This window comes from Stenotrophomonas sp. ASS1 (genome assembly GCF_004346925.1).
Taxonomy (GTDB): domain Bacteria; phylum Pseudomonadota; class Gammaproteobacteria; order Xanthomonadales; family Xanthomonadaceae; genus Stenotrophomonas; species Stenotrophomonas maltophilia_A.
Genome location: NZ_CP031167.1, coordinates 3897112 through 3920923 on the forward strand (window position 1 = coordinate 3897112; position 23812 = coordinate 3920923).

General features: G+C 66.9%; 23 protein-coding genes. 5 read left to right on the forward strand and 18 right to left on the reverse strand.

Annotation, left to right across the window (positions count from 1 at the left end; all coding sequences use genetic code 11):
- Positions 1-6: 6 nt before the first annotated feature.
- From hslU to MG068_RS18040, 9 genes are all read right to left on the reverse strand, one after another.
- Positions 7-1380 (reverse strand): ATP-dependent protease ATPase subunit HslU, encoded by a 1374-nt coding sequence (gene hslU, locus MG068_RS18000; RefSeq protein WP_014038532.1) that lies wholly within the window; start codon positions 1378-1380, stop codon positions 7-9.
- 103 nt (positions 1381-1483) lie between these two features.
- Positions 1484-2035, reverse strand: coding sequence for an ATP-dependent protease subunit HslV (hslV, locus tag MG068_RS18005; protein WP_005411093.1), 552 nt, complete (start codon positions 2033-2035; stop codon positions 1484-1486).
- 173 nt (positions 2036-2208) lie between these two features.
- On the reverse strand, positions 2209-2409 hold the full coding sequence (locus MG068_RS18010; RefSeq protein ID WP_032129030.1) for a DUF3079 domain-containing protein: 201 nt from the start codon (positions 2407-2409) through the stop codon (positions 2209-2211).
- Positions 2410-2486: 77 nt separating this feature from the next.
- Positions 2487-3377 carry a tyrosine recombinase XerC gene (xerC, locus tag MG068_RS18015; protein ID WP_049463226.1) on the reverse strand — a complete coding sequence of 297 codons (891 nt, stop codon included), beginning with the start codon at positions 3375-3377 and terminating at the stop codon, positions 2487-2489.
- Positions 3378-3390: 13 nt separating this feature from the next.
- Positions 3391-4065, reverse strand: a complete 675-nt coding sequence (locus MG068_RS18020) for a DUF484 family protein (RefSeq protein ID WP_049463225.1) — start codon at positions 4063-4065, stop codon at positions 3391-3393.
- A complete protein-coding gene (gene dapF / locus MG068_RS18025; protein ID WP_071229053.1) occupies positions 4062-4913 on the reverse strand; it encodes a diaminopimelate epimerase in 852 nt (283 codons plus the stop codon). The genes MG068_RS18020 and dapF overlap by 4 nt, the downstream gene beginning before the upstream one ends.
- Positions 4906-5178 carry an LPS translocon maturation chaperone LptM gene (lptM, locus tag MG068_RS18030; RefSeq protein WP_005411097.1) on the reverse strand — a complete coding sequence of 91 codons (273 nt, stop codon included), beginning with the start codon at positions 5176-5178 and terminating at the stop codon, positions 4906-4908. Before lptM ends, dapF begins: the two co-directional genes overlap by 8 nt.
- Positions 5179-5247: 69 nt before the next feature.
- Positions 5248-5673 carry a YbaN family protein gene (locus MG068_RS18035; RefSeq protein WP_049463222.1) on the reverse strand — a complete coding sequence of 142 codons (426 nt, stop codon included), beginning with the start codon at positions 5671-5673 and terminating at the stop codon, positions 5248-5250.
- 54 nt (positions 5674-5727) lie between these two features.
- A complete protein-coding gene (locus MG068_RS18040) occupies positions 5728-7839 on the reverse strand; it encodes a S9 family peptidase (protein WP_132810807.1) in 2112 nt (703 codons plus the stop codon).
- Between the two features lie 192 nt (positions 7840-8031).
- Here MG068_RS18040 and MG068_RS18045 point away from each other — a divergent pair, with 192 nt between their 5' ends.
- Positions 8032-9219, forward strand: coding sequence for a pyridoxal phosphate-dependent aminotransferase (locus tag MG068_RS18045; RefSeq protein ID WP_132810808.1), 1188 nt, complete (start codon positions 8032-8034; stop codon positions 9217-9219).
- A gap of 136 nt (positions 9220-9355) precedes the next feature.
- On the opposite strand, the gene MG068_RS18050 is transcribed toward MG068_RS18045, so the two are convergent.
- Both MG068_RS18050 and MG068_RS18055 read right to left on the reverse strand, forming a co-directional pair.
- Positions 9356-11452: a prolyl oligopeptidase family serine peptidase gene (locus tag MG068_RS18050; RefSeq protein ID WP_049463220.1), complete on the reverse strand. Its 2097-nt coding sequence runs from the start codon at positions 11450-11452 to the stop codon at positions 9356-9358.
- A 69-nt stretch (positions 11453-11521) separates the two neighbouring features.
- Positions 11522-11848 (reverse strand): hypothetical protein, encoded by a 327-nt coding sequence (locus MG068_RS18055; RefSeq protein ID WP_049399225.1) that lies wholly within the window; start codon positions 11846-11848, stop codon positions 11522-11524.
- 127 nt (positions 11849-11975) lie between these two features.
- Between MG068_RS18055 and MG068_RS18060 the strand changes: the two genes are divergently transcribed.
- Positions 11976-12578, forward strand: a complete 603-nt coding sequence (locus MG068_RS18060; protein ID WP_010481371.1) for a lipocalin family protein — start codon at positions 11976-11978, stop codon at positions 12576-12578.
- A gap of 121 nt (positions 12579-12699) precedes the next feature.
- Here MG068_RS18060 and MG068_RS18065 read toward each other — a convergent pair whose 3' ends face one another.
- The 3 genes from MG068_RS18065 to MG068_RS18075 form a co-directional block, all read right to left on the reverse strand.
- A complete protein-coding gene (locus tag MG068_RS18065; protein WP_032129021.1) occupies positions 12700-13389 on the reverse strand; it encodes a methionine ABC transporter permease in 690 nt (229 codons plus the stop codon).
- Positions 13386-14393, reverse strand: coding sequence for a methionine ABC transporter ATP-binding protein (locus tag MG068_RS18070; protein ID WP_032129022.1), 1008 nt, complete (start codon positions 14391-14393; stop codon positions 13386-13388). Before MG068_RS18070 ends, MG068_RS18065 begins: the two co-directional genes overlap by 4 nt.
- Positions 14394-14593: 200 nt before the next feature.
- Positions 14594-15490 carry a DMT family transporter gene (locus MG068_RS18075; RefSeq protein WP_107433295.1) on the reverse strand — a complete coding sequence of 299 codons (897 nt, stop codon included), beginning with the start codon at positions 15488-15490 and terminating at the stop codon, positions 14594-14596.
- Positions 15491-15608: 118 nt separating this feature from the next.
- On the opposite strand from MG068_RS18075, the gene MG068_RS18080 reads away from it, so the two are divergent.
- Positions 15609-16091, forward strand: coding sequence for a YajQ family cyclic di-GMP-binding protein (locus tag MG068_RS18080; RefSeq protein ID WP_006471121.1), 483 nt, complete (start codon positions 15609-15611; stop codon positions 16089-16091).
- 35 nt (positions 16092-16126) lie between these two features.
- On the opposite strand, the gene MG068_RS18085 is transcribed toward MG068_RS18080, so the two are convergent.
- From MG068_RS18085 to MG068_RS18095, 3 genes are all read right to left on the reverse strand, one after another.
- Positions 16127-17221, reverse strand: coding sequence for a helix-turn-helix domain-containing protein (locus MG068_RS18085; RefSeq protein ID WP_240792089.1), 1095 nt, complete (start codon positions 17219-17221; stop codon positions 16127-16129).
- 157 nt (positions 17222-17378) lie between these two features.
- Complete coding sequence (locus MG068_RS18090; RefSeq protein ID WP_049399218.1) at positions 17379-18506, reverse strand: NAD(P)-dependent alcohol dehydrogenase; 1128 nt, start codon at positions 18504-18506, stop codon at positions 17379-17381.
- 17 nt (positions 18507-18523) lie between these two features.
- The gene (locus MG068_RS18095; protein ID WP_071228883.1) at positions 18524-19990 is read right to left on the reverse strand and encodes a benzaldehyde dehydrogenase; all 1467 of its coding nucleotides are present in this window, start codon (positions 19988-19990) and stop codon (positions 18524-18526) included.
- Between the two features lie 193 nt (positions 19991-20183).
- Between MG068_RS18095 and MG068_RS18100 the strand changes: the two genes are divergently transcribed.
- On the forward strand, positions 20184-20750 hold the full coding sequence (locus MG068_RS18100) for a DUF1415 domain-containing protein (protein ID WP_032129027.1): 567 nt from the start codon (positions 20184-20186) through the stop codon (positions 20748-20750).
- Positions 20747-21550 carry an SDR family oxidoreductase gene (locus tag MG068_RS18105; RefSeq protein WP_132810809.1) on the forward strand — a complete coding sequence of 268 codons (804 nt, stop codon included), beginning with the start codon at positions 20747-20749 and terminating at the stop codon, positions 21548-21550. The genes MG068_RS18100 and MG068_RS18105 overlap by 4 nt, the downstream gene beginning before the upstream one ends.
- Before the next feature lie 168 nt (positions 21551-21718).
- Here the strand turns inward: MG068_RS18105 and MG068_RS18110 are convergent, their stop codons facing one another.
- Complete coding sequence (locus tag MG068_RS18110) at positions 21719-23749, reverse strand: M3 family metallopeptidase (RefSeq protein WP_132810810.1); 2031 nt, start codon at positions 23747-23749, stop codon at positions 21719-21721.
- Positions 23750-23812: the final 63 nt, after the last annotated feature.

Below are 23812 nucleotides of genomic sequence, written 5' to 3' on the forward strand. Positions count from 1 at the left end.
CGGGCATTACAGGATGTAGCGGCTCAGGTCCGGGTCCTGCACCAGCTCGCCCAAGTGTGCATCGACGTAGGCGCTGTCGATGGCGAGGGTTTCACCGTCGCGGTCCGGTGCCTCGTAGCTGAGCGAATCCAACAGGCGCTCCAGTACGGTGTGCAGGCGACGGGCACCGATGTTCTCCTGGCGCTCGTTCACCTGGAAGGCGATCTCGGCCAGACGATCAATAGCATCGGCAGTGAAGCTGACCTTGACGCCTTCGGTGGCCAGCAGCGCTTCGTACTGCTTGGTCAGCGCGGCCTTCGGCTCGGTCAGGATACGCACGAAATCACCCTTGCTCAGCGCACCCAGCTCCACGCGGATCGGGAAGCGGCCCTGCAGCTCCGGAATCAGATCGCTGGGCTTGGCCAGGTGGAACGCACCCGAAGCAATGAACAGGATGTGGTCGGTCTTGATCGTGCCGTACTTGGTGGACACGTTGGAGCCTTCCACCAGCGGCAGCAGGTCGCGCTGCACGCCTTCGCGCGAGACGTCGCCACCACCGACGTTGTCACCACGCTTGGCGACCTTGTCGATCTCGTCGATGAAGACGATGCCGTGCTGCTCGCAGGCCTCGATCGCGGCAGTGCGGATGTCGTCCTCGTTGACCAGCTTGCCGGCCTCTTCCTCGATCAGCAGCGGACGCGCGGCCTTGATGGTCAGCGTGCGCTTGTGCGCCTTGGCGCCGCCGCCGAGGTTGGCGAACATCGACTTCAGCTGCTGGCCCATTTCCTCCATGCCCGGCGGGGTCATGATGTCCATGCTGACGTTGGCAGCCAGGTCGAGCTCGATCTCGCGTTCGTCCAGCTCACCGTTGCGCAGCATCTTGCGGAACTTGATGCGGGTCTCGTTGTCCTGCGCCGACGGCTCGTTGCGGGCGACTTCCGGATCGAAACCGATGCCACCGCTGCGGCGCGGCAGCAGCGCATCGAGGATGCGGTCTTCGGCGCGTTCTTCGGCCTGGGTACGCACGCGCACCTTGGCCTGTTCGCGGTACAGCTTGACCGCGGTATCGGCCAGGTCGCGGATGATCTGCTCGACGTCCTTGCCGACGTAGCCGACTTCGGTGAAGCGGGTGGCTTCAACCTTGACGAACGGCGCGTTGGCCAGGGTGGCCAGTCGACGCGCGATCTCGGTCTTGCCGACGCCGGTCGGGCCGATCATCAGGATGTTCTTCGGCATCACTTCATTGCGCAGCTCGGGCACCAGCTGCATGCGGCGCCAGCGGTTGCGCAGGGCAATGGCCACGGCGCGCTTGGCGTCGTGCTGGCCCACGATATGCCGGTCCAGTTCCTGCACGATCTCGCGCGGGGTCATGGTGGCGGAGGAAACTTCGATCTTCGACATGGATGTGCTCACGGATTCATTGTCGGTAGTGCCGGCCACTGGCCGGCAACCAGGCACGCGTGCGGGGGATCATGAGGTTGCCGGCCAGCGGCCGGCACGCCCCTCACAGCTCCTCGACCACCACGTTGCGGTTGGTGTAGATGCAGATGTCGCCGGCAATGCCGATCGCTTCGCTGGCAATGGTGCGCGCATCCAGTTCGGTGTGCGCCATCAGTGCGCGCGCGGCCGACAGTGCATAGGAACCACCGGAACCGATGGCGATGATGCCGTCCTCCGGCTCGATCACATCACCGGTGCCGCTGATGATCAGCGAGGTTTCCTTGTCGGCCACTGCCAGCAGGGCCTCGAGCTTGCCGAGGCGGCGCTCGGTGCGCCAATCCTTGGCCAGTTCGACCGCAGCGCGCTGCAGCTGGCCGTGCTTTTCCAGCTTGGCCTCGAACAGCTCGAACAGGGTGAAGGCATCGGCGGCGGCACCGGCGAAGCCGGCCAGCACCTGGCCGTCACGGCCAAGGCGGCGCACCTTGCGCGCATTGCCCTTCATCACGGTGTGGCCCAGCGTGACCTGGCCGTCGCCGGCAATGGCCACGTGCTCGCCGCGACGGACGCAGACGATGGTGGTGGCGTGGAAAACGTTGGGATTCTGACTGGGGTCCATGCGGCCTCCGATAGCTGTTCCCGGGACATGGGGACAGCGCCGGGTGCGATCAAGCCTGTGCGGATGGCTGCCGTTCAGCGCTTGGCCGCGCCCCATCGACAGGAGGGCGCCTTTCTGACGAGCGCATCGCAATGCGCGCGGATCCCACCGCCCGAACGTGGAACACCTGCCGTTCAGCGTTTTGCCTGCGACGGCCGATCCGGATTCGGCTCGATGCCCCAGGCGAGGTACCAGTCTTCACCCTGCGTCTCGATCGGATGCTGGGTGCGGCCGGAGCCATTGCCGCAGGCCAGGGCGTCAGCCGCGCAGTAGCGGTCGCAGCCCCAACAGATGCGCTCGGGGTGTTTGGGATGCAACGGTATGGGCTTCGCCATGGTGGCGGTGTCCTCGTGGCCTGCGGCCACGATGCGCCGATAGCGCCCGCCCTGCCCTGATCCAGATCAAGGGCGGTCTATTCAGCCTTGTCGTCCTTGCTGCGACGCTTCGCACGTGGATGCGCGGCGTCGTAGACCTTGGCCAGGTGCTGGAAATCAAGGTGGGTGTAGATCTGGGTGGTTGCGATGTCGGCATGGCCAAGCAGTTCCTGCACACCGCGCAGGTCGCCGGACGATTCCAGGATATGGCTGGCAAAACTGTGCCGCAGCATGTGCGGATGCACGTGCTTGAACAGGCCCTGGCGCTGCGCCAGCTGGCGGATGCGGATCTGCACCGCACGCTGGCTGATCGGCCCGTTGCGACCGGGAAACACCGGCGAGGCCGGGCCGCCGCCACTTTCCGCACGCCACGCCTGCAGCGCTTCGCGTGCCGGCCGGCCGAACGGCACGCGGCGCTGGCGATTGCCCTTGCCCATCACGTTGACCAGGCCGCTGTCGAAATCCAGGTCGCGCCAGGTCAGCGCGCAGACTTCGCTCAGGCGCAGGCCAGAGGAATAGAACAGTTCCAGCAGCGCGCGGTCACGGCGGCCGAGCTCACCTTCCGGTTCCAGCTCGACCAGCTGCACGGCTTCGTCGGCGTCAAGCACCTGCGGCAACCGGCGCGGCGCACGCGGCGCCTTCAGCGTCGCCGCCGGACTGACCTCGATGCGCCCGTGCTTGAGCAGCCAGGCGTAGAAGCTGCGGCAGGCCGACAAGCGGCGCTGCAGGCTTTTGGGTGACAGGCCTCTGCGGTGCTCATCGGCAACGAACTGGCGCAGCGCCTCGGCATCGAGTGCGTCCACCGCAACACCGCGCGGCTCGGCCCAGACCGACAACGCGTCCAGGTCACGGCGGTAGGCATCGAGCGTATGCGCCGACATCCGCCGCTCTACCTGCAAATGCTGCAGGAAGGCCTGTACCGCGCTCATCGTCGTATCCTGCTCAGCCCGGGAAGCGCTTCAGGCCGGTGGCCAACGCATCGCCCATCATGCGCAGGAACAGCGTGCCCATGCCCGGGTAGAAGCGGTTCGGGTCGTGGCTGCCCACAGCAATCAGGCCCACGCCCGGCAACGGCAACAGCGCGGTGGTCTGCACTTCTTCGCTGCGCACGCCATACAGCACGGCGTTCTTTTCCGGCTGCAGGCGGCCGCAGATCGGCTCGCCGTCGTTCAGACAATCGCGGAACGGGCCCAGCTGCGCATCATCGGCAGCAATCACCTGCAGCCAGTCGGCCTGCTCCAGCCCGGCCACCGGCGCGTGCACCACCAATCGCACCAGGTCGCCGGCGAAATCTTCCTGCAGCGAGGCTGCCATCGCACGCAGGGTGTCGGCGGCGTTGTCCTGCTTCATCAGCGCCAGGGTCAGCTGATGCGTGCGCACTGCCAGGCGTTCATTGACCTGGGCGGTGGCACCCAGATCGGCCAACCGTCGTGCCAGCTCGCGGTTCTTCTCGCGCAGCACTTCCAGCTGGTAGCTGGCCAGCGACGCGGTCGGGCCGTCGTCGCGTGGCACCACCAGGGTCAGGGCCAGGTCCGGGAACTGCTTGAGGAAGCCGGGATGTCGCCGCAACCAGGCAGCGACTTCATGGGCCCCGAGCTTGTCGACGGTTTCGGTCATGCGATCCACTCCCCTTCGAAGACGAATGCAGTCGGGCCGGCCATCACCACCGGCTGGCCATCGCCCGGCCACTGGATGCGCAGGTCACCCCCGGGCAGGCTGATGCGCGCGTCGCGCTGCAGGCGGCCACGCTGCATCAGGGTCACCGCCGCGGCACAGGCACCACTGCCACAGGCCAGGGTTTCACCGACGCCGCGCTCGAACACGCGCAGGCGTGCATGCGCCGGGCTCATCACCTGGGCAAAACCCACATTCACCGAGCGCGGGAACGAGGCATGCTGCTGCAGCAGCGAACCGACGCGCTCGACGGGTGCTGCATCGATCAGGCCCACTTCGATCACCGCATGCGGATTGCCCATCGACACCGCGGCGAAGCGTACGCTCTCGCCCTGCAGCGGCAGCAGGTACTCCTCGCGTGCGTGGGCGAAGCCCACCAGCGGCACGTTGACCGGCTCAAACGCAGGCACGCCCATCGTCACCGCAAACTGCCCCTCGCCCAGTACCTTCACTTCGTGGCTGGCCAGCGGGCTGTCGATGACGAATGCATCGCCCTGCGCGCTGCCCTCGCGCACCAGCCAGGCCGCGATGCAGCGCGCGCCATTGCCGCACTGCTCGGAATTGGAACCGTCGGCATTCCAGATGCGGTACGAGGCCACCGAGCCTTCCGCACGTGGCGCCTCGATGGTCAGTATCTGATCGCAGCCGACGCCGGTGTGGCGGTCGGCCAGGCGCGCGGCCAGTTCAGGCGTGGGCGGCGCGCTGCCGTCACGCAGGTCGATCACTACGAAATCATTGCCCGCGCCATGCATCTTGCTGAAGCGCAGCGCCTTGGAACCGGCCTTACTCATTCCCGCCGCCCACCTTCTTCGCAGGCGCAGGCGCCGGTTGCGTGGTCGGTGCAGCCGGCTCCACGGTCGTGGCCGGGGTGCCGCTGCCTTCGGTCTGCGCCGGGGTCGCTTCGGTAGCGGGCTCGGCAACAGGTTCGACGGTTTCTTCCACCGGCACCGGCTTCTGCGGCAGTACCAGCGGGCCCTTGTTGCCGCAGGCGGCGAGGAACAGCAGCGAAGCCGCTGCCAGCGGAATCAGGATGGCGTTTCGATGGGGGATCTTCATGCCCCGAGTATAGCCATTGGCGGCTGAGCGGTTGGTGCAGGGAACCGGGGTGCCGGCCAGCGGCCGGCACTACCGCTCCGGTGGCGGCAGCGGCCGGGTCCACAGCCAGATCGCCACCACGGTCATGCTGCCGATCGAGAACCACTTCACCCAGGCGATCGGCACGCACCACAGCATGATGCCGGCGCACACTGCCATGGTGATCGTGGCCATCCACTTGCCGTAGCGGCTGACCGCCCCGTGTGCCTGCCAGTTGGCAATGGCCGGGCCGAAGCGCGGGTGCTGCAGCAGCCAGTTGTGCAGGCGCTCGGAACCACGCGAGGCAGCCCAGGCCGAGATCAGGATGAATACGGTGGTGGGAAGGCCCGGCACGAAGATGCCGACGATACCGGTGCCCAGGCTGACGTAGGCCAGCAGCCACCACGCCCAGCGGAAACGCACCACGCGCGGTGGCGTGGCAGCATCGCGGGATGCGGAGGGGTCGGGCTGGCTCATGGCCGCAAGGATACCGGTTCGGGATGCCAGGCAACGCCCGGCACCCCTGCACCATTACGGCTGGGCGATGCCCAGCTGCTGCAGCACGAACGCGTACGACTCGGACAGTTCACGGTAGCGCTGGAAGCGCCCCGACTTGCCGCCGTGGCCGGCTTCCATGTTGGTGCGGAACAGGATCGGGTAATGGCCGGTGTTGTCGTCACGCAGCTTGGCCACCCACTTGGCCGGCTCCCAGTACTGCACCTGCGAATCCCACAGACCGGTGCCCACGAACAGCGCCGGGTACGCCTGCTGCTTCACGTTGTCGTAGGGCGAGTAGGACAGCATGTAGTCGTAATACTGCTTCTGCTCGGGGTTGCCCCACTCGTCGTATTCGTTGGTGGTCAGCGGAATGGTCGGGTCGAGCATGGTGGTGACCACGTCGACAAACGGTACCTGCGCCACCATCACCCGGTAGTCCTGCGGCGCCTGGTTGGCCACGGCGCCCATCAGCAGGCCACCGGCGCTGCCGCCGGACGCGGCGACGCGATCCTTCGCCGCCCAGCCCTGTGCGACCAGGCCGCGGGTGACGTCGATGAAGTCGTTGAAGGTGTTCTGCTTGTGCAGCAGTTTGCCGTTCTCGTACCAGTCGCGGCCCATCTCCTGGCCGCCACGGATATGGGCGATGGCATACACCACGCCACGATCGAGCAGGCTCACCGCGGTCTGGTTGAAGTACGGATCCATCGACATGCCGTAGCTGCCATAGGCGTACTGGAACAGCGCGCCCTTGCCGTCCTTCTGGTAGCCCTTGCGGTAGACCAGCGACACCGGCACCTTCACGCCATCGCGTGCGGTGATCCAGACACGATCGGTTTCGTACTTCGACGCGTCATAGCCGATCACCGGCTGCACCTTCAGCTGGCGACGCTCGCCGGTGGCGGTGTTCAGCTCGAACACGGTGGTGGGGGTGGTCATCGAGGTGTAGACGTAGCGCAGCCACGGCGTATCGGCCTCGGTGTTGTCGCCCAAGCCCATCGAGTACGCCGGCTCATCGGCCTTCACGTAGTCGCTGCGGCCATCCTTGAACAGCAGGCGGATGCGTTCCAGGCCCTCGGAACGTTCGGCGATGGCGGTGTACGCATCGAACAGCTCGAAGCCTTCGATGAACACCGCATCGTCATGCGCGATCCAGTCCTTCCACTGTGCGCGCGAGGTCGCATCGGTCGGTGCGGTGACCAGCTTGAAGTTCTTCGCACCGTCGTTGGTGCGGATCACCCAGCGGCCGTCGTAGTGGTCAGCGTCGTACTCCACATCGCGCTGGCGCGGCGCCAGTACGGTGAACGTGGTCGGGTCGCTGGCCGGCGCATAGCGCTCTTCCGAGGACACAGTGCTGTGCACGCCGATGGTGATGAAGCGATCGTCGCGGGTGCGGCCGATGCCCATGTAGAAGCTGTCGTCCTTCTCTTCGTAGACGACGGTGTCGGCACTGGCCGGGGTGCCCAGCACGTGCTTCTTCACGCGTACGGTCAGCAGCGTTTCCGGATCGTTCTCGACATACAGCACGGTGCGGTTGTCGTCGGCCCAGACCAGGTCGCCGGAGCTGCCGGTGATCACATCGGGCAGCACCTTGCCGGTAGCCAGGTCCTTGAAGCGGATGGTGTACTGGCGGCGACCGACATCGTCATCGGCCCAGGCCAGCAGCTGGTTGTCCTGGCTGACTTCCATCGAGCCGACGCTGAAGTAGCCCTTGCCGGCGGCCATCGTGTTGACGTCCAGCAGGATTTCCTCGGCGGCATCCATGCCGCCCTTGCGGCGTGCGTGGATCGGGTAGTCCTGGCCGGTCTCGAAGCGGCTGTAGTACCAGTAGCCGCGCTCGCGCGCCGGCACACTGGAATCGTCCTGCTTGATGCGGCCGACGATGTCCTTGTACAGGGTGTCTTCCAGCGGCTTCAGCGGCGCCAGCAACTGGTCGGCGTAGGCATTCTCGGCCTGCAGGTAGGCCAGCATGTCCTTGTTCTCGCGCTTGTCGTCGCGCAGCCAGTAATAGTCGTCGTTGCGGGTCGCGCCGAACGGCGCCTTGACCACATGCGGATGCTTGGCGGCATCCGGCGGAACGGGCGGCGTGGCGGCGGTGGCAGTGGTGGTCATCAGGCTCGCAAGCAACAGGCAGAGGGTGGATTTCATGAGATAAGGCTCCTTGAGCCGCAATGCAATGGCGTCCTTGTGCTCGAGTCTGGGTTGCAGGAGGGTTGCGGGCAACCCTGCGGATCGTCATGGGTCGTGCTGGCCGCTGGCCGGCAACCTCGGGATAAACAGAGGCGGGGGGTTGCCGGCCAGCGGCCGGCACGACCAGGACGCGCGGCGTACCATGGGCACATGAGTACCCTGCCCCACACGCCGGGCTACAGCCGGCGCAGCCATGAAATCGCTCCGTTCCACGTGATGTCCCTGCTGGCCCGCGCGCAGGCGCTGGAACAGGCGGGCCACGATGTGATCCACCTGGAAATCGGCGAACCGGACTTCACCACGGCCGAACCGGTCGTGCGTGCCGGCCAGGCCGCATTGGCCGCCGGCCATACCCGCTACACCGCCGCACGTGGCCTGCCGGCCCTGCGCCAGGCGATCAGTGGCTTCTATCGCAGCCACTACGGGCTGGATATCGATCCCGAACGCATCCTGGTCACTCCCGGCGGCTCCGGTGCGCTGCTGCTGGCCAGCAGCCTGCTGGTCGATCCGGGCCGCCACTGGCTGCTGGCCGACCCCGGATATCCCTGCAACCGTCATTTCCTGCGCCTGGTGGAAGGCGGTGCGCAACTGGTGCCGGTCGGCCCGGACACCGCCTACCAGCTCACGCCGTCGCTGGTGGAACAGCACTGGAATGCCGACAGCGTCGGCGCACTGGTGGCCTCCCCCGCCAATCCGACCGGCACCGTGCTGTCCTCCGACGAACTGGCGGCACTGTCGCAGGTCCTGCACGCGCGTGGCGGCCATCTGGTGGTGGACGAGATCTACCACGGCCTGACCTACGGCCTGGATGCACCCAGCGTGCTGCAGGTGGACGACAGCGCGTTCGTGCTGAACAGCTTCTCCAAGTATTTCGGCATGACCGGCTGGCGGCTGGGTTGGCTGGTGGCGCCGCCGGCGGCGGTGCCGGACCTGGAGAAGCTGGCACAGAACCTGTACATCAGCGCGTCGAGCATCGCCCAGCATGCCGCACTCGCCTGCTTCAGCGAGGAATCGATGGCGATCTTCGAACAGCGCCGCGAGGCGTTCCGCCAGCGTCGCGACTATCTGCTGCCGGCGCTGCGCGAGCTGGGTTTCCGCATCGAAGTGGAACCGCAGGGTGCGTTCTACCTGTACGCCGACGTCAGCGCGTTCACCGATGACGCGCAGGCGTTCTGCGCGCACTTCCTGGAAACCGAACACGTGGCGTTCACCCCGGGCCTGGATTTCGGTTTCCATCGCGCCAATCAGCATGTGCGCCTGGCCTATACCCAGGAAGTGCCGCGGCTGCAGGAGGCGGTGGCGCGGATTGCACGCGGGTTGAAGAGCTGGGGCGCCTGATCGATCTGCGCGAACGGCATCCACGCATGGCGTGGATCTACTGACCCAGCGCACGATACGTAGGTAGATCCACGCCATGCGTGGATACGTGAACCCAACGAAAAACGCCGCCCTGGGGCGGCGTTTTCCGTTCTGCTTACTTGCCGCCCAACCGCTCCCACAGGAAGCTGTAGGCCAGTGCGGACATGTGTGCGGCCTGCGCGTTGTTGGCTGCGCCGCCGTGGCCACCTTCGATGTTCTCGTAGTAGGTCACGTCCTTGCCGGCGTCGATCATCTTCGCCGCCATCTTGCGGGCATGGCCCGGGTGCACGCGGTCATCGCGGGTGGAGGTAGTGAACAGCACCGGCGGGTAGTTCTTCTTCTCGTTGAACAGATGGTACGGCGAGAAGGTCTTGATGAACTCCCAGTCGCTGGTGTCCGGGTTGCCGTATTCGGCCATCCACGAGGCACCGGCCAACAGGTGGCTGTAGCGCTTCATGTCCAGCAGCGGCACCTGCACCACCACTGCACCGAACAGTTCCGGGTACTGGGTCAGCATGTTGCCGGTCAGCAGGCCACCGTTGCTGCCACCCTGCACGCCCAGGTGCTTGGCGCTGGTGATCTTGCGCTTGACCAGATCGCGCGCCACCGCAGCCATGTCTTCATAGGCCTTGTGACGGTTCTGCTTCAGCGCTGCCTGGTGCCAGCGCGGGCCGTACTCGCCACCACCACGGATGTTGGCGACCACGTACACACCGCCCTTCTCCAGCCAGGCGCGGCCCATGCCACCGGAGTAATTCGGGGTCAGCGAGATCTCGAAGCCACCATAGCCGTACAGCAGGGTCGGGTTGGAGCCGTCCAGCTTCATCGCCTTGTCGTGCACCACGAAGTACGGCACGCGGGTGCCGTCCTTGCTGGTGGCGAAGTGCTGCTCGATCACCTTGCCCTTGGCATCGAAGAAGGCCGGCATGGTCTTCAACGTTTCCGGCGCCTGGCCGATCTCGGCCAGAGCCAGCGTGGTCGGGGTCAGGTAGTCGGTGGCGGTCAGCCACACCGCATCGCTGTCGTTGCTGTCCACTGCGCCCACGGCCAGCGTGCCAAAGGCCGGCGCGCCGACGAAGCGGCTGGTCTGCCAGCCATCGGCGCCCGGGGTCAGCACCGACAGGCGGTTCTTGACGTCATCCAGCACGTTCAGCACCAGGTGGCTCTTGGTCCAGGTGGCGCCGGCCAGCGAGGTGGTCGCGGTCGGGGTGAACAGCACCTCGAAGTCGCGCTTACCGGCCAGGAAGTCGTCCAGCTTCGTCGCCAGCAGCGAACCGGACGCGTAGGTCTTGCCGCCCACGGTCCACGGATCGCGCAGTTCCAGGGTCAGCCACTGCTTGTGCAGGCCCTTCTCGGCCGAGTTCGGCGCGTCGATCTTGGTCAGCGTGCCGTCGTCGCCACGCAGGTAGAGCTCGTTGTTGTAGAACGCCAGCGTGCGGCTGACCAGGTTGCGCTCGAAGCCCGGGGTGTCATCGTGCATCGCCGCGATGTACATGTCTTCCGGCTTGCCTTCGTACACCACGGTGGCCGAGGTCATCGGCGTGCCGCGCTTCCACAGCTTGGCCACGCGCGGGTAGCCGGAGGTGGTCATCGAGCCCGCACCGAAGTCGGTGTAGACGAACACGGTGTCGCGGTCGACCCAGTTAAGGCCGCCCTTGGACTCGGGACGGAAGAAGCCGTCCTTGATCCAGGTCTTGTTGGCCAGGTCGAACTCACGGGTGACGTCGGCGTCGGCGCCACCGCGCGACAGCGCGATCAGGCAGCGGCTGTAATCCGGGCGCAGGCAATCGGCGCCGTGCCAGACCCAGTTCTCACCCTCGGCCTTGTTCAGCGCATCCAGGTCGAGCACGGTTTCCCACTGCGGCGAGGCCTTGCGGTACTCGGCGAGGGTGGTGCGCCGCCACAGGCCGCGCTCGTGCTGCTGGTCCTTCCAGAAGTTGTAGTAGTAGTCGCCGATCTTCTGCACGCCGGGGATCTTGGCATCGGAGTCGAGCACCTCGCGGATGCTGGTCTCCATCTGCTTGAAGGCCGGGGTCTGCGCCAGGCGCGCCTCGGACTTGGCGTTCTGTTCCTTGACCCAGGTCAGCGGCTTGTCGCCGGTGACGTCTTCGAGCCAGGCGTAGCGATCGGTGTCTTCAGCGGCCACGGCGGTCCCCACCGAGGCAGCGGTCATCATGCCGGCCAGCAGGCAGGCGGAAGCGAGTCGAGACATTGCAGCTCCAGGCAGTCATAAGCCGTGGAACGCTAGCATGGATCGCCGCGGCCGCCCCCGTGTCGAAGGTCAGGCCGCGGCGGTGGAGCCGCGACGGCCTCGCGCCGCCCCGCCGCTACGGCGACGTGCCTGTCCACCGGTACGACGCGCCAGCCGCAGCCACGACAGGCGCGGCAACGGAAAGCGCAGCAACGCCCACCAGGCCACCAGCGGCATGCCCACCAGCCACATGGGTAGCCAGCCCAGCCAGGCACTGCTGCCGCGCGCGGCCGGCCAGACCAGTACCAGCGCCATACCGGCCAGGGCCAGCTGCTGCACGCTGCGCAGCAGGCGCGGGTCGGCACGCTCGAGAATGACGCGTTCAGTTGCAGAGCGGCGGACGGAACGTGCGTTCATGGGGCTTCTCCGGTGGACAATGCAACACAGCATGGGCAACCCCCTTCTCACAGGTTGCGACACCATTGACGGATCGCGTGCACACAGTCGACCATGCGCGTGCAAGCCCACTGGAGCCCGCTCCCGCATGACTTCGATCCGCCCGCTCTGCGCCGCGCTGCTGGCCCTTTCCCTGGCCGGCCCCGCCGTGGCCGCCAGTGAGCCGCCGTCGCCCCGTACCAGCGCCTCTGGTGCGGCTGCCCTGGACGCACCGATCGACCTGAAGCGCTTCATGGGTACCTGGTACGTGATCGGCCGCGTACCGAACTTCATCGAACGTGGCCATGTCGCCAGCGTCAACGAGTACGAGTTGCGCGATGCGCACAAGGTCGGCATCACCTACCGCTACCGTGATGGCTTCGGCGAACCGCTGCAGGAAGTGCGTGCCCGCGCCAGCGTCGACCCGGACAGTGGCAACCACGGCTGGCGCACCTGGTTCTACCGCGTCGTGCCTACCCATTCGCGGGTGCTGGAAGTGGCACCGGATTACTCGTGGGCACTGATCGGTTACCCGGGCCGCGAGATGGCCTGGATCTTCTCGCGTACGCCGGACATGGACAAAGCCCTGTACAAGGAGCTGGCCGAGCGCCTGCGTGACGAGTACGGCGTGAACACCGACAAGCTCAAGCGCGTGCCGCAGCACCCGGAGCAGGTCGGCAAGCTGGGCTACGAAGTACCGAACGTGCGTTGATTGCAGGTGGGATTGCCGGCCAGCGGCCGGCACTACCGTTTCCAGGCAATGGGGTAGAGCCGGCCGCTGGCCGGCTGCCGCGATGCACCGGGCGACGCCGGGGCAGCGCCCCGGCGCCTCGTCATTTGCGGCTGTAATGCGCGACCAGGCGGTCGCCGAGCATCTGCAGCAGCTGCACCAGAACCAACAGCAGGACCACGGTAACCAGGGCCACGTCGGTGTGCGAACGCTGGTAGCCATCGCGGAACGCCAGATCACCAAGGCCGCCGGAACCAATCGCACCGCCCATCGCGGTGAAGCCGATCAGCGCCACGGTGGTGACCGTCGCACCGGCGATCAGGCCGGGGCGCGCCTCGGGCAGCAGCACGCGGGTGACCAGCTGCCAGGTGGTGGCACCCATCGACTGGGTCGCTTCGATCACGCCACGGTCCACTTCGCGCAGTGCGGTTTCGACCAGGCGCGCGTAGAACGGCGCGGCACCGATCACCAGCGGCACGATCGCACCGCGTACCCCCAGCGACGTCCCCATCAGGAACAGGGTGACCGGGATCAGCACGATCATCAGGATGATGAAAGGCACCGAGCGCAACAGGTTCACCACCAGCGCCAGCACGCCGTAGGCGAACGGACGGCGCTTCATCTGCGGCGCGCCGAACAGGTACAGCAGCACGCCCAGCGGCAGGCCGATGGCCAGGGTCAGCGGCAGCGAACCGAGCAGCATCAGCAGAGTGTCGATGGTGGCCTGGCCGATGTCGGCCCACTTGCCCGCATCCAGGTGGCGGAAGAATCCGCCGGCAGTGGCGATGATCATCGACGCAGCTCCTCAACGTGCACGCCGGCGGCCACGAACGCGGCCTGCGCGGCGGACTGGTCACCGCCCACCAGGGCGACCACCAGCTGGCCATACGGGGTGTCCTTGATCCGGTCGATACGGCCGGACAGGATGTTGTAGTCGACCCCGGTCTCCCGCGCGACACTGCCGAGCAGGGGTTCGTAGGTGTCTCCGCCGAGGAAGGTCAGCCGCACGATGCGGCCACCGACGGCATCGAAATCACGATGCAGCGCGCCTTCATCCACGTGCTCCGATTCGCTGACGAAACGGCGCGTGGTCGGGTGCTGCGGATGCAGGAACACCCGGGTGACCGGCCCGGTCTCGACCATCTGGCCGGCGTCGAGCACGGCGACACGGTCGCAGACACGGCGGATCACATCCATCTCGTGGGTGATCAGCACGATGGTCAGGCCCAGCTCGCGGTTGATCTTCGACAGCAGCGACAACACCGAGGCGGTGGTCTGCGGGTCCAGCGCACTGGTGGCCTCGTCGCACAGCAGGATCTGCGGGCGGGTCGCCAGCGCACGGGCGATGCCGACGCGCTGCTTCTGCCCACCGGACAGCTGTGCCGGGTACTTCTGCGCGTGCGCCTCCAGGCCCACGGTCTGCAGCAGCTCGGCCACGCGTGCATCGATCTCCGCCTTCGGCGTGCCCGCCAGCTCCAGCGGGAAGGCAACGTTGCCGGCCACCGTGCGCGACGACAGCAGGTTGAAGTGCTGGAAGATCATGCCGATGCGCCTGCGCAGCGCGCGCAGGCCATCCGCGTCCAGTGCGGTGACATCCTCGCCACCGATCAGCAAACGGCCACCGCTGGGCTCTTCCAGGCGGTTGATCATGCGGATCAGGGTCGACTTGCCGGCGCCGGAATGGCCGATGATGCCGAATACCTCACCGGCCTCGATGGTCAGGTCCAGCGGCTGCAGCGCGCTGACTGCGCGGCCGGCAACGGCATAGGATTTGTGCAGGCGCTGGAACTCGATCACGGGCGTGGCTCACCGGCTGGGTGACGGAAGGGGGCGTGCAGCCTACCAGCGCAGGCGGTCGCGCGCCCGCGCCATGGGCCAGAATGTTATTCCTTTTGGTTCTAAGTCGCCCGCACCCGGTAGTGTCGGCCGCTGGCCGGCACCTGCAGCGATCCCTCCGGGGCAAGGAGTTGCCGGCCAGCGGCCGGCACTACCCCGGCTCAGGGATGATCCAGCGGCTTCGGCGGTTCCTGCCGGTTCACCCGCTCACGGTGCAGCAGGTACAGCCCCGAGGCGACGATGATCGCCGCGCCCACCCAGGTATAGCTGTCCGGCAGCTGGCCCCAGAAGGCCAGGTCCCAGCCGATCACCCAGACCAGGCCGCTGTACTCCAACGGCGCGATCATCGAGGCCTCGCCCAGCTGGAACGCCTTGGTCAGGGCAATCTGGCCCAGCGCCCCAGCCAGTCCCATGCCGGCGATCAGCGGCGCATGCGCCAGCTGCAGTGGCACCCAGCCGGGAAGGGCCAACAGACCGGCACCGATGGCCATGATCACCAGGAACCAGACCACCATCGACTGCGAGGTATCGGTGCGGGTGAGCAGGCTGACCGTGATCGCGGCGATGGCATAGGCGGTGGCCGCCGCCAGCACCATCAACCCCGGCACCGAGATGAAGCCGTCCACGCCCGGCCGCAGCACCACCAGCACGCCGACCAGGCCGATGCCGATGGCCACCCAGCGCCGCGGGCCAACCCGCTCACCCAGCAACGGCACCGACAGCGCGGCGATCAGCAGTGGGGCAACGAAATAGATGGTGTAGGCGGTGGACAGCGGCAGGTCACGCAGGGCGAACACGAAGCAGCCGATCATCGCCATGCCCAGCCCACCACGCAGCAGGTGCAGGCCCCAGCGGCGCGGGATCAGCGAGCGCGGGCCGGCGCTGACCAGCACCCAGACCAGCACGAACGGCAACGAAGCCGCCCCACGCAGGAAGGTCACTTCCAGAGTGGGATAGCTGGCCGACAGCTGCTTCATGCCAGCATCCATCAGCGAGAAACAGGCGACCGCAGCGACCATCCAGGCCACCGCGCGCGAGGGAGAGCGTTGCACGTTCATGGCCCATTATCGCCGACCAGACCGGATTGTAGAGTCGAGCTTGCTCGACTCTACAGAAAGCGGGCATGCGGGCCGGCGCGATAGAATGGCCGCCACTGAATCCTGCGGAGCATCGCCCATGCCCTCCTTCGACGTCGTGTCCGAAGTCGACACCCACGAGCTGACCAACGCCATCGACCAGGCCAACCGTGAACTGGCCACCCGCTTCGACTTCAAGGGCGTGGACGCCAAGTTCGAACGCGATGGCGATGTCATCAACCAGACTGCGCCGACCGAGTTCCAGCTCAAGCAGATGAACGACATCCTGCGCGCACGCCTGGCCGCGCGCGGCATCGACGTGCTCAGCCTGGAGTTCGGCGACATCGAAACCAACCTGGCCCAGGCCCGGCAGAAGATCACCGTCAAGCAGGGCATCGAGCAGAAGATCGCCAAGAAGATCGCGGCGGCACTGAAGGACGCCAAGCTGAAGGTGGAAAGCCAGATCAACGGCGACAAGCTGCGCGTGCAGGGCAAGAAGCGCGACGATCTGCAGGACGCCATCGCCGTGCTCAAGGCCGGCAAGTTCGAACTGCCGCTGCAGTTCAACAACTTCCGCGACTGATGCCCCCGCCGGGCCCTGCCCGGTGGACTACGCGGTCAATCGCGCAGCAGCTTGTACAGCGTGGTACGCGAGATTCCCAACTGGCGTGCGGCCAGGCTGAGGTTGCCGTCAGCGGCCTGGGCCGCGCGACGCGCGGCCTCACGCTGCTGGTCACGCAGCAGCGGCGCGCCTGGATCTGCCGGGGTGCTCCGCACAGTAGACCGGTGCGCCGCGCCCCGCGGCCCCTGCAGACGCTGCAGGTAGACCGCACTGCCCTCGCCCAGCCGGACCCGATGCGCTGCGCCCGGTTGCAGCAGCCGACGCCGTTGCGCCGCACTGGCACCGGAAAACAGCGCTTCCAGACCCAGCAGCGGCAACGGCCCGCGCCGTGGCAGGCCCAGCAGGCGCCGTGCAACGCGGTTGGCTGCACGCAGCTGGCCATCCTCCTGCACCGCCAGCAGTCCCTGCAGCGGTGACGCCAGCCAGCGCGGATCATGTTGCACGGCCAGCAGGTGTACGTCAGTGAGGCTGTGGAACAAGCGATTTTCGCTGGCCAGCGCAGCCTGCCGGAAATAGCCCTGCAGCAGCGCGGGATCGCGCTCGCCAAGACCGGTGATATCGATCACTCCGCAGACCCGACCGTCGAGATCGTGCAGTGGCTCGCTCAGGCAGAACACCGGCGCGAACCGCTGCAGGTAGTGTTCGTTGCCGCGCACCAGTGCCGGCACATCGTCGGCCAGGCTGACCGCTGGCGCGGTGGTGCCGATCTCGGTCTCGCCCAGCTGTCGCCCGACCTGGATCGGCCGCAGCAAGGGAGCATCTTCCAGCCCGTGGGCCTGCTGCGCGATCACCATGCCGTCGCGGTTGGCGCAGAACATCGTCCAGCCACGCCCACCGAAGGCCGCCCAGAGCTGTTCCAGCTCCGGCTGCACGCAACGCGCCAGGCGCCGGTCATCGGGATGGGACAGATGGCGGCCATCGCCCAGCAGCGGCCGATAGTCCGGCTCCTGCCCCGGCTGCAGGCCCGCCGCGCGCGAACGCAGCCATGACTGCTGCAGCGGCAGCGGCAACACGCCCAATGAGCGCGCATCGCCGTCGGCGAAAGCGGCACGTGCCGCCACCAGTTGTTGCTGCCCGACTGTCGTGGCCATCATGGACGCAGCGTACACCCGCCAGCGGCAACGCCATGTTACGTCTCGGCAACGGAGCGTTTCCGTTTCAAGACGCGTTCAAACAAAGGGGCAGAGCCGTTATGGAAAACGGATCTGCCCCATGCAGGCCAGCGGCCGGCACTACCAACAAGGGAAACTACGCCGCGATGCGCAGCACCGGCTTCAGGGTAATGCCACGGGTACTGTCTTCGGCGGCCTGGTTGATCTGTTCCAGCGGATAGAACTTCACCAGTTTGTCGAACGGGAAGCGTCCCTGCTGGAACAGGGTCACCAGCTGCGGAATGAACACCTGCGGCACACTGTCGCCCTCGACGATGCCGCGGATGCTGCGACCGCCGAGCAGCAGGTTGTTCACATCGAAACTGGCGGTGGTGCCCAGCTTCGGCGCACCGACCACGCCCATCATGCCCAGCCCACCCAGCGCCTCGACGCCAGCGGACAGCACGTCCGGACGACCGGTCGATTCCAGCGCGAAGTCAGCACCCCCACCCGTGATCGCACGCACCGCCTCGACCACATCGGTCTCCCGGCTGTTGACCACGTGGGTGGCCCCCAGCTCCAGAGCAAGCTCCAGGCGCGAAGGCACCACGTCGATGGCAATGATGGTGGTGGCCCCGGCCACCTTGGCCGCCATCACCGCGCTCAGGCCCACCGCACCGGCACCATAGCTTGCAAAGCTGCTGCCCGACCGCACCTGCAGCGAGTTGAGCACCGCACCGGCACCGGTCTGGATGCCGCACCCCAGCGGGCCCAGCAGTTCCAGTGGTGCGTCATCAGGCACCTTGATCGCATTGATCTCGCGGGCCAGCGCGTAGGTGGCAAACGAGGACTGGGCGAAGAAGTGATCGTGCAGCGGCTGGCCCTGCGCATCGGTGATCGCGGTATGGCCGTGACCATCATCGCCACCGAAGTTCAGGGCGAAGAAATCCCTGCAGTAAGCACCGTGTCCACCCCGGCAGGGATTGCAGTGACCACAGGCGCCGTAGGTCAGCACCACGTGATCCCCCGCCTTGAGGTCGCGCACGTTCGGGCCAACCGCTTCGACGATGCCCGCCCCCTCATGGCCCAGCACCGCCGGCAGCGGCACCGGATAGTACTGATCGCGCACGATCAGGTCGGTATGGCACAGGCCGGTGGCCACCACCTTCACCAGCACCTCGTCGTCCTGGGGACCGCGCAGCGTCGCCTGCTCGATGACGAAGGGCTGCTCCTTGCCGCGTACCACGGCGGCGGTGATCTCACGCGTTGCGTTGTTGTCGTTCATCGTGATGGCTCCTTCGATCAGATCGGGTAAGCGGGCGCTTCGCCCTTGACGGTCAACCACTGCCACTGGGTGAACTCCTCGCCGTTGGCCGGGCCACCGATGCTGGTGCCGTTGCCGGACGCGCCGACGCCGCCGAAGGGGTTGATCACCTCGTCATTCACGGTCTGGTCGTTGATGTGCAGCAGACCGGTACGCAGGCGCTCGCCGATCTTCAGCGCGCGGCCGACGTTGCTGGACACGATCGCCATCGACAGCCCGTACTCGCTGTCGTTGGCCAGGCGCACGGCTTCGTCGTCATCGTCGAACGGCACCACCACCGCTACCGGCGCGAAGATTTCCTCGCTGAAGGCCGGATTGTCGGCCGCAACGTTGCCGAGCACGGTGGGTGCGAAGAACAGCTCCCGGTGCGTGCCGCCCGCTTCCAGCGTGGCACCGGCCTGCACCGCCTGCTCGACCACGCGTGCAGCATGGTCGCGCTGGCCGGCATTGATCAGCGGGCCGATCGCCACGTCCTCACGTGCCGGGTCGCCTACCTTCAGCGCGTTGGCCTTGGCCACCAGTTTCTGCAGGAACGTGTCATGGATCTTCCGGTGCACCAGCACGCGGCCGGTCGCCATGCAGATCTGGCCCTGGTGCAGGTAGACGCCCCACGCGGTGTTGGCCACCGCCAGGTCCAGGTCCGCATCGTCCAGGATGATCAACGAATTCTTGCCACCCAACTCCAGCGAAACCTTTTTCAGGTGCTTGCCCGCCGCTTCGCCGACCTTGCGCCCGGCGGCGGTGGAACCGGTGAACTGGATCATCGCCACGTGCGGGTCACTGGTCAGCGCGGCCCCGGCCGCGCCATCGCCGGGCAGCATGTGCAGCACGCCTGCCGGCAGGCCCGCCTGCTCGAACAGGCGTGCGATCACCGCGCCACCACACACTGCCGTACGCGGGTCCGGCTTGAGAACCACAGCGTTGCCCAGCGCGATCGCCGGGGCCACCGCGCGCATCGCAAGGTAGAGCGGGAAGTTGAACGGCGAGATGACCCCGACCACGCCCAGCGGGCGGCGCCGCGCCAGGTTCAGCTTGCCCGGCTCGGAGGGCAGGATCTCACCCGTGCTGCGCGACGGCAGTGCGGCGGCCTCGTGCAGCGCCTTGATCGTCACCTTGGCCTCGAAGCCGGCCTTCAGGCGGGTCGAGCCGCTTTCGCGCACCAGCCACTCGACCAGGGTGTCGATGTTTTCTTCGGCCAGACGCGCGGCTTTGCGCAGCACGTCGGCACGCTGTTCGTAGGGCGCCGCCGCCCACGCCTGCTGCGCCTGTGCCGCGGCAGCCGCCGAACGCGCGATCTGCGCCGGGTCGGCCAGGCCGATCTCGCCCAACTCCTGGCCGGTGGCCGGTTCAATCACCGGGTGCCGTTGCGGGGCAGCCTGCCAGTGGCCATCAAAGAAGGCGCCGGCCCAGAGGGCGTCCGGCAGCCACGGGGAAGATGCAGTCATGGGTGTCCTCCTGTGTCGTGCATCCATTCCACGCCCGTCGCCCCGGACTGGCAATCGGCCATCCATCGGTAGCGCGCAACGGTTTGAATCTTCAGGAATTTCCAGCTTCGCCACTGTCCAGTTCCTGCACAGTGGACAGCGCAGCACCGGCACACTGCCTACAATGACGGCCCCGCCAGCCCACGTGCCCGCCATGACCGATTCCCACCTGCCCACCGATGACCCGATCGCCGCCACCCGCCTGTGGCTGGAGCGCATCGTCATCGGCCTGAACCTGTGCCCGTTCGCCAAGGCGGTGTACGTGAAGGACCAGGTCCGCATCGTGCTCAGCGATGCGACCACGCCGGAAGCCCTGGTTGAACAGCTGGCCGAGGAGCTGGTGCTGCTGCGCGATACCCCGGCCGAGCAGATCGACACGACGCTGATCGTGCATCCGCAGGTGCTGACCGATTTCCTCGACTACAACGATTTCCTCGACAACGCCGATGCGGCGATCGAGGCACTGGACCTGCAGGGCATCCTGCAGGTGGCCAGCTTCCACCCGGACTACCAGTTCGATGGCGTGGCCGCGGACGACGCCAGCAACTACACCAACCGCGCGCCCTTCCCCACCCTGCACCTGCTGCGCGAAGACAGCGTGGCACGCGCGGTGGATGTTTATCCGGACCCGGACGTGATCGTCGAGCGCAACATCCAGACCCTGGACCGCATCGGTGTGGACGGCTGGCATCGCCGCCTGCGCGGCGAAGACCTGACGTGAGCACGGTGCCGCCGATTGCCGCATGGCCGGCCGCGCCACTGTCGGGCAAGGTTGTGCTGGTCACCGGCGGTGCCAACGGCATCGGCCGTGGTATTGCCCAGGCCGTACTTGGTGCCGGAGGACGCGTGCTGATCGGCGACCTGGACGTGGAGGCCGGAGAAGCGTGTCTGGCGGAATGGCAGCGCGGCGAGGATGCCGCGTTCCAGCGCCTGGACATCACCGACGAAGCGAGCGTGCGCGACTTCATCGCCGTGGCCCTGCAGCGTTTCGGCCGTATCGACGGACTGGTGAACAACGCGGGCATCGCCGGTCCACACGGCACAGGGTTGCAGGATATGGACTGGGACGAGTGGCAGCGCCGGCTGTCGTCACTGCACGGTGCATTCCTGTGCAGCAAGCACACGTTGCCAGCACTGACCGCCAGCGCCGCCGGTGCGATCATCAACATCGCCTCCACCCGGGCCTGGCAATCCGAAGCACACAGCGAAGCCTACGCGACAGCCAAGGGTGGGCTGGTGGCCTTCACCCATGCACTTGCGATCAGCGCCGGCCCGGCGGTGCGGGTGAACAGCATCAGCCCCGGCTGGATCGGCACCACTGCGTGGCAGGCACCCTCACAGCGCCACGCGCCGGAATACTCAGCCATCGACCATGCGCAACACCCGGTCGGCCGGGTCGGCCGCCCCGAAGACATCGGTGCACTGGCGGTGTACCTGCTGTCGTCGCTGTCCGGTTTCACCACCGGCCAGGACTTCATCGTGGACGGCGGCATGACCCGGAAGATGATCTACGCCGAATGACCCCAAGGCGCGACGCCCGGTAGAGGCCAACCTTGGTTGGCCTGGGCTTTTCGCCAACCAAGGTTGGCACCTACCAAGGCGTTACGCCATGTCCGAACATTCCGGTAGATCCACGCCATGCGTGGATAGCGGTAACGTGCCAACCAAGGTTGGCACCTACCAAACACCTTACGCCATGCCCGAGTGGCGCAGCAGCGCGTCGATCTGAGGCGCGCGGCCGCGGAAGGCCTTGAAGTTCTCCGCCGCCGGGCGGCTGCCACCGCGCGACAGGATCTCTTCGCGGAAGCGCGCGCCGGTTTCAGCCAGCGCCTGCGGCGCCTCCTCGAACGCCGCATAGGCATCGGCGCTCAGCACCTCGGCCCACTTGTAGCTGTAGTAACCCGCGGCGTAGCCGCCGGCGAAGATGTGGCTGAACTGATGCGGGAAGCGGTTCCAGACCGGCGGGTGGTTCACCGCCACTTCCGCGCGCACACGATCGAGCAGTGCCAGAACGCTGTCCTGCGCCGGCTCGAACTGGCTGTGCAGCAGCATGTCGAACAGACCGAACTCCAGCTGGCGAACGGTGGCCATGCCGCTGTGGAAGTTGCGTGCAGCCAGCATGCGCTCGTACAGCGCGCGCGGCAGCGGCTCACCCGTTTCAACATGCGCGGTCATGCCCTGCAGGTGGTCCCATTCCCAGCAGAAGTTCTCCATGAACTGGCTGGGCAGCTCCACCGCGTCCCATTCCACGCCGTTGATGCCGGCCACACCCAGTTCGCCGATGCGGGTCAGCAGCTGGTGCAGGCCGTGGCCCATCTCATGGAACAACGTGGTTACTTCGTTGTGGCTGAAGGTCGCCGGCTTGCCGTTGGCACCACGGCCGAAGTTGCACACCAGGTAGACCAGCGGCGTCTGCACGCTGCCATCCCCACGCGCGCGACGGTTGCGGCAATCGTCCATCCACGCGCCACCGCGCTTGCCTTCGCGCGCGTACAGGTCCAGGTAGAACTGGCCCACCAGCGCACCCTGCGCATCGACCAGGCGGAAGAAGCGCACATCCTCGTGCCACACCGGCGCGCTGTCCTCCTGCACGCGCAGGCCGTACAGCTGCTCGATCACCGAGAACAGGCCGCCCAGCACCTTCGGTTCGGTGAAGTACTGCTTCACTTCCTGTTCGGAATAGCTGTAACGCGCCTGCTTCAGGCGATCGGCAGCGAATGCCAGGTCCCAGGCCTGCAGGCTGTCGATACCGAGTTGCTCGCGTGCGAACTGTTCCAGTTCAGCACGGTCCTTGGCCGCGAACGGCTTGGCGCGCGAGGCCAGGTCACGCAGGAAACCGAGCACCTCGGCCGGGTCCTGCGCCATCTTGGTCGCCACCGAATAATCACCATACGAACCGAAGCCGAGCAGTGCGGCCAGCTCCGCGCGCAGGGCGAGGATGCGGTCGATGTTGCCGCTGTTGTCCAGCGTGTCATCGCCGAATTCGGACGCACGCTGTGCGCTGGCACGGTACAGGATCTCGCGCAGGTCGCGGTCCTCACCCCAGGTCTGCACCGGCAGGTAGCACGGCATCTGCAGGGTCAGTTTCCAGCCAGACTTGCCGTCCTTCTGTGCTGCGGCATGCGCGGCGGCCTTCACGTCTTCCGGCAGGCCCTTCAATCGCGCTTCGTCCTCGACGATCAGCGACCAGGCATCGGTAGCGTCAAGAACGTTCTGCGAGAACTTCGCCGACAGCGCCGACAGTTCTTCCTTGATCGCCGCGAAGCGCTGCTGCGCCTCCGGCGCCAGCTCGGCGCCGCCGAGGCGGAAGTCACGCAGCGTGTTGTCCAGCACCTTGCGCTGGGCCTCGTCGAAGCGCGCCGCCTCGGTGCTGGCGGCCAGCGTCTGGTACTGCCGGTACAACGCCAGGTTCTGGCCCAGCGCACTGGCGAAACGGGTCACCCGTGGCAGGTTGCTGTTGTAGGCCTCACGCAGTTCCGGGGTGTTGACCACGCCCTGCAGGTGGCCGACCAGGCCCCAGGCGCGCCACAGCCGCTCGGTGGCATCGTCCAGCGGGGCAACGAAGGTCTCCCAGCGCACCGGCTGCACCTGCTCGGCCGTGCCGACGGCGGCTTCGGCCTCGGCCAGCAGCACGTCCAGCGCCGGCGCCACGTGCTCGGGGCGGATGGCCTCGAAGCGCGGCAGGCCGGAAAAATCGAGCAGGGGGTTGGCAACGGTCACGGTAGATCTCCAGGGTACGGGCCCAGCGAGCGGGCAGCATGCAGGATATGGCGCTGGCAGGCG